The organism is Microbacterium sp. GbtcB4, from assembly GCF_019091465.1.
GTDB lineage: Bacteria > Actinomycetota > Actinomycetes > Actinomycetales > Microbacteriaceae > Microbacterium > Microbacterium paraoxydans.
On sequence record NZ_JAGXJJ010000010.1, the window covers coordinates 92,945 to 106,010 of the forward strand.

Annotated in this window: 12 protein-coding genes; 7 read left to right on the forward strand and 5 right to left on the reverse strand. The window is 70.7% G+C overall.

All coding sequences use genetic code 11. The features are described from left to right. Window positions 1–44: 44 nt before the first annotated feature. Genes KVS71_RS15660 through KVS71_RS15680 form a run of 5 tightly spaced genes read right to left on the reverse strand, consistent with a single transcriptional unit; the run spans window position 45 to window position 5,459 of the window. The gene (locus KVS71_RS15660) at window positions 45–902 is read right to left on the reverse strand and encodes an ABC transporter ATP-binding protein (RefSeq protein ID WP_105949505.1); all 858 of its coding nucleotides are present in this window, start codon (window positions 900–902) and stop codon (window positions 45–47) included. Then, a complete protein-coding gene (locus KVS71_RS15665; protein WP_060923231.1) occupies window positions 899–1,753 on the reverse strand; it encodes an ABC transporter ATP-binding protein in 855 nt (284 codons plus the stop codon). The genes KVS71_RS15660 and KVS71_RS15665 overlap by 4 nt, the downstream gene beginning before the upstream one ends. Continuing rightward, on the reverse strand, window positions 1,750–2,730 hold the full coding sequence (locus tag KVS71_RS15670; RefSeq protein ID WP_060923232.1) for an ABC transporter permease: 981 nt from the start codon (window positions 2,728–2,730) through the stop codon (window positions 1,750–1,752). The genes KVS71_RS15665 and KVS71_RS15670 overlap by 4 nt, the downstream gene beginning before the upstream one ends. Beyond that, window positions 2,723–3,718 carry an ABC transporter permease gene (locus tag KVS71_RS15675; RefSeq protein WP_060923233.1) on the reverse strand — a complete coding sequence of 332 codons (996 nt, stop codon included), beginning with the start codon at window positions 3,716–3,718 and terminating at the stop codon, window positions 2,723–2,725. The genes KVS71_RS15670 and KVS71_RS15675 overlap by 8 nt, the downstream gene beginning before the upstream one ends. Before the next feature lie 43 nt (window positions 3,719–3,761). Continuing rightward, window positions 3,762–5,459, reverse strand: a complete 1,698-nt coding sequence (locus KVS71_RS15680; protein ID WP_060923234.1) for an ABC transporter substrate-binding protein — start codon at window positions 5,457–5,459, stop codon at window positions 3,762–3,764. A 266-nt stretch (window positions 5,460–5,725) separates the two neighbouring features. Here KVS71_RS15680 and KVS71_RS15685 point away from each other — a divergent pair, with 266 nt between their 5' ends. From KVS71_RS15685 to KVS71_RS15715, 7 genes are read left to right on the forward strand one after another with little or no spacing between them, the layout of a single operon-like run. Then, entirely contained in the window at window positions 5,726–6,442 is a 717-nt protein-coding gene (locus tag KVS71_RS15685; protein WP_060923235.1) for an NUDIX domain-containing protein, read from the forward strand. Further along, a complete protein-coding gene (gene nadA / locus KVS71_RS15690) occupies window positions 6,439–7,776 on the forward strand; it encodes a quinolinate synthase NadA (protein ID WP_060923236.1) in 1,338 nt (445 codons plus the stop codon). The genes KVS71_RS15685 and nadA overlap by 4 nt, the downstream gene beginning before the upstream one ends. Next, window positions 7,773–9,296, forward strand: coding sequence for an L-aspartate oxidase (nadB, locus tag KVS71_RS15695; protein WP_217584978.1), 1,524 nt, complete (start codon window positions 7,773–7,775; stop codon window positions 9,294–9,296). The genes nadA and nadB overlap by 4 nt, the downstream gene beginning before the upstream one ends. Continuing rightward, complete coding sequence (gene nadC / locus KVS71_RS15700) at window positions 9,296–10,147, forward strand: carboxylating nicotinate-nucleotide diphosphorylase (RefSeq protein ID WP_105949501.1); 852 nt, start codon at window positions 9,296–9,298, stop codon at window positions 10,145–10,147. Before nadB ends, nadC begins: the two co-directional genes overlap by 1 nt. Before the next feature lie 5 nt (window positions 10,148–10,152). Continuing rightward, window positions 10,153–11,289 (forward strand): cysteine desulfurase family protein, encoded by a 1,137-nt coding sequence (locus tag KVS71_RS15705; protein WP_217584979.1) that lies wholly within the window; start codon window positions 10,153–10,155, stop codon window positions 11,287–11,289. 23 nt (window positions 11,290–11,312) lie between these two features. Next, entirely contained in the window at window positions 11,313–12,260 is a 948-nt protein-coding gene (locus tag KVS71_RS15710) for a glycosyltransferase family 2 protein (protein WP_217584980.1), read from the forward strand. 22 nt (window positions 12,261–12,282) lie between these two features. Beyond that, complete coding sequence (locus KVS71_RS15715) at window positions 12,283–13,056, forward strand: SDR family oxidoreductase (RefSeq protein ID WP_217584981.1); 774 nt, start codon at window positions 12,283–12,285, stop codon at window positions 13,054–13,056. Window positions 13,057–13,066: the final 10 nt, after the last annotated feature.

Here is a 13,066-nt window from a genome sequence, read left to right on the forward strand (position 1 = left end):
CTGTCTTCGATTGTGGGTTCAGTCTAGCGGTCTCCCCCGCCCGCTCAGGAGCCCAGCGCGAGCTCCGCTCTGACCTCGTCACGGAGCCTGCCGAGGTTCTCCGGTTCGGGGGCCGCCGCCAGAAGCGTCCTGGTGTACTCGTGCTGCGGGTTCAGGATCACCTCGTCGGCCGTTCCCCGCTCCACGACGTCGCCCTGGAAGAGGACCATGATGTCGTCGGAGAAGTGCCGCGCGGTCGCGAGGTCGTGCGTGATGTAGAGGACGCCGAGGTTCTCCTCGCGCTGCAGCTCGGCGAGCAGGTTGAGCACGCCGAGCCGGATCGACACGTCGAGCATCGACACCGGCTCGTCGGCCACGATGAACCGGGCGCCGGGGGCCAGGGCCCGCGCGATCGCCACACGCTGCCGCTGTCCGCCGGAGAGCTCGTGCGGGCGCCGTTCGGCGAAGCTCTCGCCCGGAGTGAGCCGCACGCGCTCCAGCAGCTCGATCGCCCGCGCCCGCACCTCGCGGCTGTCGAGCTTGGGGTGGTGCAACCGGATCGGACGCTCCAGGTGGTGCACGATCGTGTGGAACGGGTTGAGTGAGGCGAACGGGTCTTGGAAGACCATCTGCACGTCCGACCGGTAGCGCTCGAGGGCCGACCCCCGCGTGCCGGACTCCTCGCCGTCGAGGAGGATGCTTCCCGAGGTCGGCGTCTCCAGCTTCATCAGCATCCGGGCGATGGTCGACTTGCCCGACCCGGACTCGCCGACGAGCGCCGTGGTCCGCCCGGCCTCCAGCGTGAACGACACGTCCTTCACCGCGTGCAGCACGCTGGTGCGGAACCCCGAGCGCAGGTGGAAGTCCTTCACGAGGTTCCTCGCCTCGAGGGTGCCGCCGCGCCTCGTCCCGTCCACGCTCATCGGATGACCTCCTGGTTCACGCTGCCGCTGCGGACGAAGTCGCCCCGCTCGCCCGTGAGGGACGGGAAGCTCGACAGCAGCCGCTGGGTGTACTCGTGCTGCGGGTTGCGGTAGATCTCGGCCGCGGTGCCCTGCTCGACGATCCGGCCCTGCAGCATGACCGCGATGCGGTCGCTGATCTCGATCAGCATGGGCAGATCGTGCGTGATGAAGATGACGGCGAAGCCGAGCTTCTCGCGCAGGCGCATGATCTCCCGGATGATGCCGCGCTGCACGACCACGTCGAGCGCCGTGGTGGGCTCGTCCATGATCATGACCTGCGGGTCGAGCGCGAGCGCCATCGCGATCATCATGCGCTGGCGCATGCCGCCGGAGAGCTCGTGCGGGAAGCTCGTCAGCCGGCCGGGGTCGACGCCGACGAGCGTGAGCAGCTCCTCCGCGCGCTCCTGCTTGGCCTTCTTCGACATTCCGGGGCGGTGGGTGTCGAAGATGTCGAAGATCTGCGCGCGGACCGAGATGACGGGGTTGAGGGAGTTCATCGCCCCCTGGAAGACCATCGAGATCTTGTCCCAGCGGAAAGCGCGCAGCCCGTCCCCGTCGAGTCCGACGACGTCGATGTCGTGGCCGTCGCGGTCGTGGAACACGATCTCGCCGTCGGTCATCAGCGCCGGCGCCTTGAGCAGCCGGTTCATCCCGTACGCGAGGGTCGTCTTGCCGCAGCCCGACTCCCCCGCGAGTCCGAGGATCTCGCCGCGGTGGAGCGTCAGCGAAACGTCGCGGACGGCTTTGACGGGCGGGTCGACCTCGTACTCGATCGAGACGTTCCTGGCGGTGAGCACGGCGTCGCTCATGCGGTGACCCCCTTCTCCTTCGCGGCCTTGCGCAGACGACGGGCCGCATCGGGCGCGTTGCGCAGCTTCGGGTTGATGACCTCGTCGATGGCGAAGTTGATCAGCGCGAGTCCCGCGCCGAGGATCGCGATCATGATGCCCGGCGGCACGAACCACCACCAGGCACCGCGACCGAGGGCCTGACCGGACTGGGCGTCGTTGAGGATCGAGCCCCAGGTGATCGAGGAGTTCGGACCGAGACCGAGATACGACAGCCCCGCCTCGCCGAGGATGGCGAAGATGATCGCGAAGAGGAACTGCGCGGTCAGCAGCGGGAGCAGGTTCGGCATGATCTCGACGAGGATCACCCGGAGGGACTTCTCCCCCGCCACCTTCGACGCGTACACGTAATCGCGGGTGCGGAGCGAGCGGGTCTGCAGCCGCAGCACGTACGCCGCTCCGGCCCAGGAGGTGATGCCCAGGACGAAGGCCACGAGCTGCCAGCTGCGCTGCGGCACGAACGACGCGATCACCATGACCAGCGGCAGTCCGGGGATCACGATCATGACGTTGGTCAGGAGAGCGAGGACGTCCTCCCGCCAGCCGCCGAGGTACCCGGCCAGGACACCGAAGAGGAGCGAGAGCACGATGGCGATGCCGCCGGCCGTGACGCCGATGAGCAGCGACCCCTGCGCCCCGACGGCGAGCTGAGCGAGCACGTCGTTGCCGAGCTTGGTCGTGCCCAGCCAGTGCTCCGCCGAGGGCGCGGCGAGGGCGGGGTTGTCGGTGCTGCGCGGGTTCTGCGTGAAGAACGGCGCGATGATCGCGAAGAGCACGATGGCGAGCACGAGGACGGACCCGACGATGAACTTCGGCGACGTGCTGGGCAGGATCCGGCGGCGCCGGCGCTCCTGACGCTGCGTGGCCAGGGCGACGGTGCCCTCGGGGGCGACGGTGGGAGGCTCCTCCACGAGGAGCGGGTTCTTCGTGTCAGACATTCTGGCGAGCCCTCGGGTCGATGAAGCCATAGACGAGGTCCATGAAGAAGTTGGCGACGAGCACCGTGAGGGTGATCACGAGGAACAGTCCCTGCATCAGCGCGTAGTCGTTGTTGGTGACGGCCTGGAACATGAGCTTGCCGACGCCCGGGTAGGTGAACACCTGCTCCATGACGATGGAGCCGGCCACGACGAACCCGAGGGTGATCGAGAAGCCCGCGATCGACGGGATGGCCGCGTTGCGGGCCGCGTACGTCGTCATGATGCGCCGCGGCCGCAGTCCCTTGGCCTCAGCGGTGAGGACGTAGTCCTCGGCGAGCGTGGAGACCATCATGTTGCGCATGCCGAACATCCAGCCCCCCACGGAGCTGATCACGATCGTGATCGCGGGAAGGAGCGAGTGCGCCACGGCGTCGGTGAAGAACGCCCACGTCGGTTCCGGGCCCTCCGGGAAGTCGAAGACGTCGTAGCCGCCGAACATCGGGAACCAGCCGAGCCCGACCGCGAAGACGGCGATCAGGACGAGCGCGAGCCAGAAGTACGGGATGGACTGCAGCACGGTGGTTGCCGGGATCAGGTGGTCGACCCAGGTACCGCGCTTCCACCCGGCCCAGGCGCCGAGCACGACGCCGAGCAGGAAGGAGATGACCGTCGCGGTGCCGACGAGCACCAGCGTCCAGGGCAGGGCGCCGGCGATCAGCTCGGCCACCGGGGTGGGGAACTTGGTCACCGACACCCCGAGATCGCCGCGGAGCATGCGTCCCCAGTAGGCGAGGTACTGCTCCCAGAGGGACGCATCGTCGCCGCCGAGCAGGAGCTTGATGTTGCGGATGGTGGTCTCGGAGACCTCTCCGCCGGCTCGCTGCATCTTGGCGATCATGATGTCGGCGGGATCCCCCGGCATGAGCCGGGGAAGCAGGAAGTTGATGGAGATCGCAGCCCACAGCGTGAACGCGTAGAACCCGATCCTTCGTGCATAGAACTTCATGTCACTCGTCCTGACTTCCTGCTTCCCCTGCTCCTCTCGTCACTCAGCCGGCGGGCTTGATCTGCGTCAGCACGTATCCGGCAGCGATGGCGCCCCAGGACGGCGGGAACGCGTAGAGGTTCTCCTCGGTCGGCCAGCCGGTGTAGTCCTTCGTGTTGTAGAAGGTCTGCGTGGCGTTGATCACGAGCGGGATGTAGGGCACGTCGTTGACGATCGCGTCCTGGATGGTGGCGTAGAGCTCCTTGCGCTCGGCCTCGTCCTCGGTGCTGATGGCCTGCTGGATGGCCGCATCGACGGTGGGGTTGTTGTAGCGGCTGAAGTTCCAGCGCCCCGGGGGGATCTCGGTGCCGACCGGGCTGGTGGACTGCACCTCGGTGCCGCCGAACCAGTCGCGGTAGATCTGGAACGGGTCGGCGATGGTCGTGCCGACCACGCCGCCGACGATCAGCTGGAACTCGCCGGACTGACGGGCGTCGACGAACTCCTGCCACTGCACGGTCGACGCGGTGATCTTGATGCCCGCGGCCTCGGCCTGCTCGGCGATGAGCTTCGCGGCGTCGTTGTAGTCCGTCCAGCCGTCGACCGAGATCAGGCTGAGCTCGACGGGAGCGCCGTCCTTCTCGTAGATGCCCGACGAGCCCTTGGTGTAGCCGGCGGCCTCGAGGATGGACGCGGCCTCCTCGACATTGGCCTCCTGCGGGCTGACCTCGTACGCGTCGTCCGTGAGCCACTTCTCATCGCGCGGGAGCAGCGTGTAGGCGGGCGAGACGTCGGCGGTGAGACCGACGAACGCCTTGTCCTTGATGGTGGCCCGGTCGACGGCGACGTTCAGCGCCTGCCGGACGGCCACGTCCGTCTGCGGCCCCGTGCAGCCGAGCTCGGCGTTCGAGCACGTGTAGAGCACCGTCGGGTCCTGCGGAGTGTTGATCCACTCGATCTTGCCGTTGGCGGTCGCGTCATCCGGGTTCGGGATGAACATGCCGGTCCAGTCGAGCTCGCCCGCCGTCACGAGATCCTGCGCGGTCTGGTTGTTGTCGACCGCGATGTACTGGACCTTCTTGATAGCCAGCTCGTCGGCACCACGGTAGTTCTCGTTGGCGACCAGCGTGTAGGACTCGCTCGTGGTCTTGTCCACGACGTACGGGCCCGACCCGACCGGCTCCTCGTTCGTGAAGTTCGCGAAGTCGTCGACGTCCTTCCAGATGTGCTCGGGGAGGATGTAGCTCGAGCCCATCCGCTGGAACTCCGTGGTGTACTGCGCGATGCCGTAGGTGAGCACGACCGTGGTGTCGTCGGTGGCCTCCGCGGAGACCAGCTGATTGCCCTCGGGGTTGTTCGCCTCGTACAGGAAGGTGAAGGCCACGTCCGCGGCCGTGAGCGGCTCGCCGTCGCTCCACTTCAAGTCGGGCTTGATCTTCACCGTGATCTGCGTGCCGTCCTCGTTGTACTCGAAGGACTCGCCGATGAGGCCGATGGGCTCCTCGTCCTTGGTCTTGTTGTAGAAGAACAGGGGCTCGTAGATCGGGCCGAGTGCGCCATGGAGCACGTTCGGGGCGAAGGGGTTGTAGTTCGTGGTGATCGGCGTCGTGCTGCCGGCCCAGACGCGGAGGGCGCGGTCGCTGGACGCGTCGCCGCCTCCGTCATCGCTACCGCCGCCGCCGCAGGCCGTCAGGCCCAGGACGAGGACCGAGGCCCCCGCGACCGCCGTGAGCGCGATCTTGCGCTTTCCGTTACGGATCATTCTTCATTTCCTCTCGGTGCTGCACTGCAGGAGGGATTCTCCGGTTGGAGCCGAACCCCGGGGCGGGGTTCACGGGAACCCCGGGAGGCGGCCCGTGGCCACTCTCGAAGGGGTTTGTTAGGACAGTAACCTAACAAACCCACCCCGGGGGGACAAGCCTTCCCGCGGGGAGGAGATAACGTTTCGGACTCGACGCGTTCGTTCGTCATCTGCGCGCACTAAAAGTCCCGATGACACTAAGATCGAATCCGGAGGTTAAGGTGCCTATGACTCGAAGTGCGGACATCCGCGTCGCCGTCTCGACGGTGATCCTCACGCTGCGCCGCGGTGACGATGGTCCGCCCGTGCTCGCGCTCCCCCTCGTCCGCCGCACCCGCGAGCCGTTCGCGGAGCGGTGGGCGCTCCCCGGCGGGTGGCTCACCCCCGAGGAGTCGCCGGTCGATGCCGCGGCCCGCACGCTCGCCGAGACGACCGGCCTCGCCCCCACCTACCTGGAGCAGCTCTACGCCTTCGGCGCCGTCGACCGCTCCCCCACGCGGGTCGTCTCGATCGTGTACTGGGCCCTGCTCCGCCAGGACGACGTCGAGGCCCAGATCACCGCGCACCGGGCCTCGGGCCGCGCGCCGGAGAACGTGGAATGGTTCGCTGCCGACGACCTGCCGGCGCTCGCCTTCGATCATCGCGAGATCATCGAGTACGCGCTCTGGCGCCTGCGGAACAAGGTCGGATACAGCCGTGTGGCCCAGGGCTTCCTGCCCGCCGAGTTCACGCTCGCCGAGCTCCGGGAAGCCTACGAGTCGATCCTGGGGCGCGCGCTCGACCCCGCGAACTTCCGGCGGCAGGTCGAGTCCGCCGGCAACCTGACCCGCACCGACCGCTTCCGGACGGGCAGTCATCGCCCGGCCCGCCTGTACCGCGACGACACCGATCTCGAGCTGGCCGACCGCGGTCCGCTCCGCCCCGAGGAAACGAGAACCCGATGAGCATCACCTTCGTCCCGACGCCCGCGGTCCCCCCTGCGGACCCGTCCGTCGACCACGCGATCCAGGCCATCGTCGGCGGGGTCTCCACCGACGCCACCTGCACGACCGACCTCGCCGTCGGACCCTGGGACTTCGACACACGCCCCGGCTACGGACCCGGCTCCTCCATGGGTGATGTCATCCCCACCGGGGCTCCCCGGCAGGGAGAGCTCCCCGGGGCCTACCGCGAGGCCGGCGAGGCGGAGCTCCACCGACGCATCGAGGCGGCGAAGGCCACGCTCGGAGACAGGGTGGTGATCCTCGGGCACTTCTATCAGCGCGAGGAGGTGGTGGCCCATGCGGACGAGGTGGGCGACTCGTTCCAGCTCGCCACCGCCGCCACGATGCGGCCGGATGCGGAGGCGATCGTCTTCTGCGGTGTGCACTTCATGGCCGAGACCGCCGACCTCCTCTCCCAGCCCGACCAGGCGGTGATCCTGCCGAACCTCGCCGCGGGGTGCTCGATGGCGGATATGGCCGACATCGACCAGGTCGAGGAGTGCTGGGAGCAGCTCGCCGACGTGCTGGGCGACCTCGACACCCCGGACGCCGACGGCCGCGTGCCGGTGATCCCCGTCACCTACATGAACTCCTCAGCGGCGATCAAGGGCTTCGTCGGGCGACACGGCGGCATCGTGTGCACCTCGTCCAACGCCGCCACGGTACTGGAGTGGGCGTTCGCCCGCGGCCGCCGGGTGCTCTTCTTCCCCGATCAGCATCTGGGACGCAACACCGCGAAGGCCATGGGGGTGCCCCTCGACCGGATGCCGATGTGGAACCCGCGGCGAGCGCTGGGCGGCTCCACCGCGGAGGAGCTCGTCGACGCGCAGGTGATCCTCTGGCACGGGTTCTGCTCCGTGCACCGGCGCTTCACCGTGGCGCAGATCGACCAGGCTCGGGCCGAGCACCCGGGAGTCCGCGTGATCGTGCACCCGGAGTGCCCGATGGAGGTCGTCGACGCGGCCGACGAGGCGGGATCCACCGAGTACATCCGCCGCGCCATCGCCGAGGCGACGGAGCCGACGACCTTCGCCGTCGGTACCGAGATCAACCTCGTGCGCCGCCTGGCCGCGCAGTACCCGCAGCACCGGATCTTCTGCCTCGACCCGGTCGTCTGCCCGTGCTCGACCATGTACCGCATCCACCCGGGCTATCTCGCGTGGGTCCTGGAGGAGCTGGTCGCCGGCCGCACACCGAACCGCATCACGGTCTCCCCCGATGTCGCCGACCCGGCTCGCCTCGCGCTCGAGCGGATGCTGGCCGCCAAGCCGCCGGTGGCCGCCGGGGCACGATGAACGTCGTCGTCGTCGGCTCCGGCATCGCCGGCCTCACCGCCGCGCTGCACGCTCACGAGGCCGGGCACACGGTGACCGTCGTGACGAAGGGCGACCTCGGGGGCGGATGCACGCCTCTCGCGCAGGGCGGTGTGGCCGGCAGCTACGGGCCGGGAGATGGACCGGCCACGCACGCCGCCGACACGATCAGCGCCGGAGGGGGTCTGTGCGATCCGGCCGCGGTCGACGCGCTCGTGGCGGACGGCGCGGCCCGGACCGCCGAGCTCCTCGCCCGCGGCGTCGCCTTCGACCGGACTCCGGGCGGCGCTCTCGCCCGCGGGCGCGAGGCGGCGCATACTCATGCCCGCATCCTGCACGCCGGAGGCGACGCCACCGGCGCCGCGATCTCCGCCGCGCTATGCGCCGCCGTTCGCCGTGCGTCCATCGCCGTCTGCGAGGGGACGATGCTCCTCGACCTCGTCGTCGAGGAGGACCGGGTCCGTGAGATCACGGTCCTCCGCGACGGGGACACGGCCGAGATCCGGGCCGACGCCGTGATCCTCGCGACGGGCGGGGCGGGGCAGCTCTACGCGCACACGACCAACCCGGCGGAGGCGACCGGCGATGGCATCGCGGCGGCCCTGCGCGCCGGCGCCGCCGTCGCCGACCTGGAGTTCGTGCAGTTCCACCCGACCGCGCTTCCCGGCACCCCGGTCTTCCTGCTCTCCGAAGCCATCCGCGGCGAGGGTGCCGTGCTCCGCGACCACGAAGGGCGACGGTTCGTGTTCGACAGCCACCCGGACGGGGAGCTCGCGCCGAGGGATGTCGTCGCGCGGGCCATCGCCCGACAGGCCGCCCGGCAGGGGGCGCCCGTGCACCTCGATGCGACGGCGCTGGGGGCGGACGCGCTCGCCCGCCGCTTTCCCACCATCGACCGAGTGACACGTGCTCGCGGTTTCGACTGGTCCAGGGAGCCGCTGCCGGTGACGCCCGCCGCCCACTACCTCATGGGCGGCGTCGTCACCGATCGCCACGGACGGACCACGATCCCGGGGCTCTACGCCGTCGGTGAGACCGCCCGCACGGGGGTGCACGGAGCCAATCGGCTCGCCTCCAACTCACTCCTCGAAGGCGCCGTGTTCGGTGCCAGGGCCGCCGCCGCCCTGGACGGATCGTGGGCCACTGCCGTCGACATCACCCCGCGTCCGTCGCCGACCGACTCGGCGGACGCGGATGTCGCACCGGAGCCTCTCCACCCGTTCGACCGCGCCGGGCTGCAGCGGTTGCTGTGGGACGAGGTCGGCCTGCACCGGACCGGATCGGGCCTGCAGCGCGCGCTCCGGATCGTGCGCGGATGGGCCGTCGAGACGCCTCCCCCCTCCGACGCCCGCGCGCACGAGGACCGGAACCTGCTGCAGGTCGCCGACGCCACCATCCGTGCTGCCCTTGCCCGCCCCGTCTCGGTCGGCGCCCACCACCGCGACGACCCCGTCCCCGCCGAGCCGAGGGCGGAACACGCACCGATCCTGGAGACCGCCTGATGCTCACCCGCGCCACCCTGCACCGCGTCGTCGGAGCCGCACTCGAGGAGGACGCCCCGTGGGGCGACCTCACCAGCATCACCCTGCTCCCCGCGGAGACGACGGCCACGGCCGACCTCGTCGCCCGCGAGGACGGGATCTTCAGCGGCGGTGAGGTCTTCGCCACCGCGTTCCTCCTCACCGATCCCGATGTCGTCGTCGACCTGCACGTGGGCGACGGCGATGCCTTCACCGCCTCCGACGTGCTGGCCACCGTGACAGGGCCGGCCCGCACGCTCCTCACCGCCGAGCGTGTCGCCCTGAACTTCGTGCAGCGGATGTCGGGCATCGCGACCCTCACCGCCGCCTATGTCCGCGAAGTGGAGGGGACGCGGGCGCGCATCGCAGACACCCGCAAGACGACGCCAGGACTGCGGGCGTTCGAGCGGCACGCCGTGGTGTCAGGCGGCGGCCGGAACCACCGGTACTCCCTCTCCGACGCGGTCATGGCGAAGGACAACCACCTCGCGGTGCTCCAGCGGTCCGGGCTCGACCTCGCGACGGCTCTTCGCGAGGCACTCTCGCGGCTGCCGCACACCGCCCACGTGGTCGTCGAGGTCGACCGTCTCGACCAGATCCCGGCGGTGCTCGACGGCGGTGCGCACACCGTGCTGCTGGACAACTTCTCCCTCGACGATCTGCGCGCCGGCGTGGCCCTCATCGGCGAGCGCGCCACCGTGGAGGCCTCGGGCGGCGTCGACCTGACCACCGTCCGCGCCATCGCCGACACCGGGGTGGACGTGATCTCGGTCGGAGCCCTCACGCACTCCGCGCGGGCGCTGGACCTCGGACTCGACCTCCGGATCGGTTGAGTCTCGTGCTGTACCTCGATCACGCCGCGACCTCGCCGGTACGCCCCGAGGTACGGGCGGCCATGGAACCCTTCCTCACCGAGGTGTTCGGCAACCCCGCCAGCCACCACACCGCGGGCGAGACGGCAGCGCGCGCGCTGGAGGATGCCCGCGCCAGGGTCGCCCGCGTCTTCGGGGTGCGGGCGGGCGACGTCGTCTTCACCGGCGGCGGCACGGAGGCGAACAACCTCGCCGTGAAGGGGATCACGCTGGCAGCGCTCGCCTCCGGGCGGCGGCGCGTCGTGGTGTCCCCCATCGAGCACGAGTCGATCCGGGAGTCGGCGGCGTACCTCGCGCGCTTCCACGGGGTGACGGTGGCGATGCCCGCGGTGGACGGGACCGGGCGGATCGGGCCGGACGCCCTCGACACGGTGCTCACCGACGACACGGCCATCGTGTCCGTCGGGCACGCGAACAACGAGATCGGCACCGTCCAGGACATCGCCGCGCTCCGCGAGGTCGTCCGCGCCCGCCGCGTGCCCCTCCATGTCGACGCCGTGCAGTCGGCCGGCTGGCTGCCCCTGCATGATCTGGATGCCGACGCCGTATCGATCGCCGGGCACAAGCTCGGCGCTCCCAAGGGCACCGGGGCGCTCATCGTCCGCGGACGCCTCCCTCTGGAGCCGCTCCTGCACGGTGGCGGCCAGGAGCGCGGACGGCGGTCCGGCACGGTGGACGTCGCCGGAGCGGCCGGCCTGGCGACGGCGCTCGAGCTCGCGGAGCAGGAGCGCGCGGCCGCTGCGGCCCGAGCGGCAGAGGCCACGGCGCGCTTCATCGCCGAGGTGACCCGGCGGGTGCCCGATGCGACGCTGACCGGGCATCCCGTGCATCGGCTCCCCGCGACGGCGAGCTTCACGATCGCGGGCGTGAGCGGCGAGGCGGTGCTGTTGGAGCTGGAGCGCCGCGGGGTGATCTCGTCCAGCGGCTCCGCCTGCGCGGCCGGCAGCGACGAGCCCTCCCCCGTGCTGCTCGCCTGCGGCATCAGCCCGGAGGTCGCCCAGACGGCCGTGCGGTTCACCTTCGGGCGCACGGCGCTCCCGGCGGACGCTCCCGAGCGCCTCGCCGCACTGGTCGCGGAGGCGGTCGCCGCGGTCCGCGGCTGACGGACGGCTCTAGACTCGGCGGAGTGACCGCCCCCACCCCGATCGTGACGCTGATCGTGCCAGGACGCGACATCGCCGCGTTCGCCCCCGCCGCCCTCGACTCCCTCCGCGCGCAGACGGACGAGCGGTGGCGTGCCATCCTCATCGACGACGGCTCCACCGACGACACCGGAGCGATCTTCGCCGACGCCGCCACGAGGGACGCCCGCTTCACCGTGGTGCGGCATGAGACTTCCGTCGGGCTCGGCGCCGCGCGCAATGTCGGCCTCACACGGGTCGACACGCCCTTCACGGGCTTCCTCGACGCGGATGACGAGCTGATGCCGGACGCGCTGGCGACGCTCGTGGGCACGCTCGAGCGCACGGGGAGCGACTTCGCCGCCGGCGCCTACGTGCGACTGCGTCCCCAGGGGCGAGGATACGTGCCCGGCCGCGTGCAGCCGTGGGTGGCCGCGGCGACCTCTCCGGCCCGCCTCGGCACCACCCTCGCAGAGCACCCGCAGGCGGTGTCGAACATCGTCGCGTGGTCCAAGGTGAGCCGCACGGAGATGTGGTCCGACCTGAGATTCCCGGAAGGTGTGGCCTACGAGGACCAGGTCGTCGCGCAGACGATGTACACCCGGGCGCGCACCTTCGATGTGCTGCCCGACGTCGTGGCGCGCTGGCGCGTCCGAGCGGACGGCACCTCGATCACCCAGAGCAAGGCGCAGCTCCCCGTGCTCCGCGACTACCTCGCCGCGCTCCGCGGCGGCATCCGCGTGCTGCAGGAGGCAGGCGCGCACGCCGCCGTGACCGCCCGGCTCGACCTCATCCTCGCGATGGACGTCGCTCCGCTCCGGGAGATCGCGGACACCCATCCCGATCCCGCCTACGCGGCGGAGGTCTCCGCGTTCCTGGCCGAGCTGCGTGCCCTTCCCGAGTTCGCCGACGCCCGCCCCGACCCCACCCTCGCCGCCGCCCTCGCGTGGTGAGCCCCGCCGGAAGGACCCCCGCATGACCGACTACCTCTCCTCGCTCTTCGCGCTCGACGGCCGCACCGCGGTCGTGACCGGCGGCAGCTCGGGCATCGGTCGCGGCATCGCGACGGCGCTCGCCCGGGCCGGCGCGGCCACGGTGATCGTCGCCCGCGGCGCGGAGCGCATCGCCGAGACCGTCGAGGACCTGACCGCGCAGGGGTGCCGGGCCGCGGGCGTGGTCGGCGATCTGAGCACGCGCGAGGGCATCCATGCGGTCGCGGAGGCCGCAGCCGTCCCCTTCGGCGAGCCGGACATCCTCGTCAACTCCGCCGGCATCAACATCCGTCCGCCCTACGCCGAGATCACCGAGGCGGACTGGGACGCGACGATGACCGTCAATGCGCTCGCCCCGTTCCTCCTCGGTCAACGCTGGGCGCAGGGCATGGCGGCGCGCGGGTACGGGCGACTCATCCACATCAGCTCGCAGCAGGCGCACCGGGCATTCGTGGGCAGCGGGGTCTACGGCGCCTCCAAGGGCGCGGTCGAGTCGCTCATGCGCTCGGAGGCCGAGGCCTGGGGCGGTACCGGGGTGACGAGCAACACCCTCGTCCCCGGATTCGTCCTCACGCCCCTGAACGCCCGCCTGCAGGAGGACTCCGCCACGATCGCGGCCCTCGCGGCCCGGACGATGATCGGACGCAACGGCCTCCCGGAGGACTTCGCGGCGGCCGCGGTCTTCCTCGCGGGCCCGGGCTCGGCCTACGTCACCGGCCAGTCGCTGTTCATCGACGGCGGGCTCTCCGTCCACTGAGCCTCGCCGT

Bases quoted from the DNA above. Each gene is read 5' to 3' on its own strand.
- KVS71_RS15680 (WP_060923234.1), bottom strand. From the start codon at position 5,459: ATGATCCGTAACGGAAAGCGCAAGATCGCGCTCACGGCGGTCGCGGGG.
- KVS71_RS15715 (WP_217584981.1), top strand. From the start codon at position 12,283: ATGACCGACTACCTCTCCTCGCTCTTCGCGCTCGACGGCCGCACCGCG.
- KVS71_RS15685 (WP_060923235.1), top strand. From the start codon at position 5,726: ATGACTCGAAGTGCGGACATCCGCGTCGCCGTCTCGACGGTGATCCTC.
- KVS71_RS15660 (WP_105949505.1), bottom strand. From the start codon at position 902: ATGAGCGTGGACGGGACGAGGCGCGGCGGCACCCTCGAGGCGAGGAAC.
- nadA (WP_060923236.1), top strand. From the start codon at position 6,439: ATGAGCATCACCTTCGTCCCGACGCCCGCGGTCCCCCCTGCGGACCCG.
- KVS71_RS15670 (WP_060923232.1), bottom strand. From the start codon at position 2,730: ATGTCTGACACGAAGAACCCGCTCCTCGTGGAGGAGCCTCCCACCGTC.
- nadB (WP_217584978.1), top strand. From the start codon at position 7,773: ATGAACGTCGTCGTCGTCGGCTCCGGCATCGCCGGCCTCACCGCCGCG.
- nadC (WP_105949501.1), top strand. From the start codon at position 9,296: ATGCTCACCCGCGCCACCCTGCACCGCGTCGTCGGAGCCGCACTCGAG.
- KVS71_RS15675 (WP_060923233.1), bottom strand. From the start codon at position 3,718: ATGAAGTTCTATGCACGAAGGATCGGGTTCTACGCGTTCACGCTGTGG.
- KVS71_RS15665 (WP_060923231.1), bottom strand. From the start codon at position 1,753: ATGAGCGACGCCGTGCTCACCGCCAGGAACGTCTCGATCGAGTACGAG.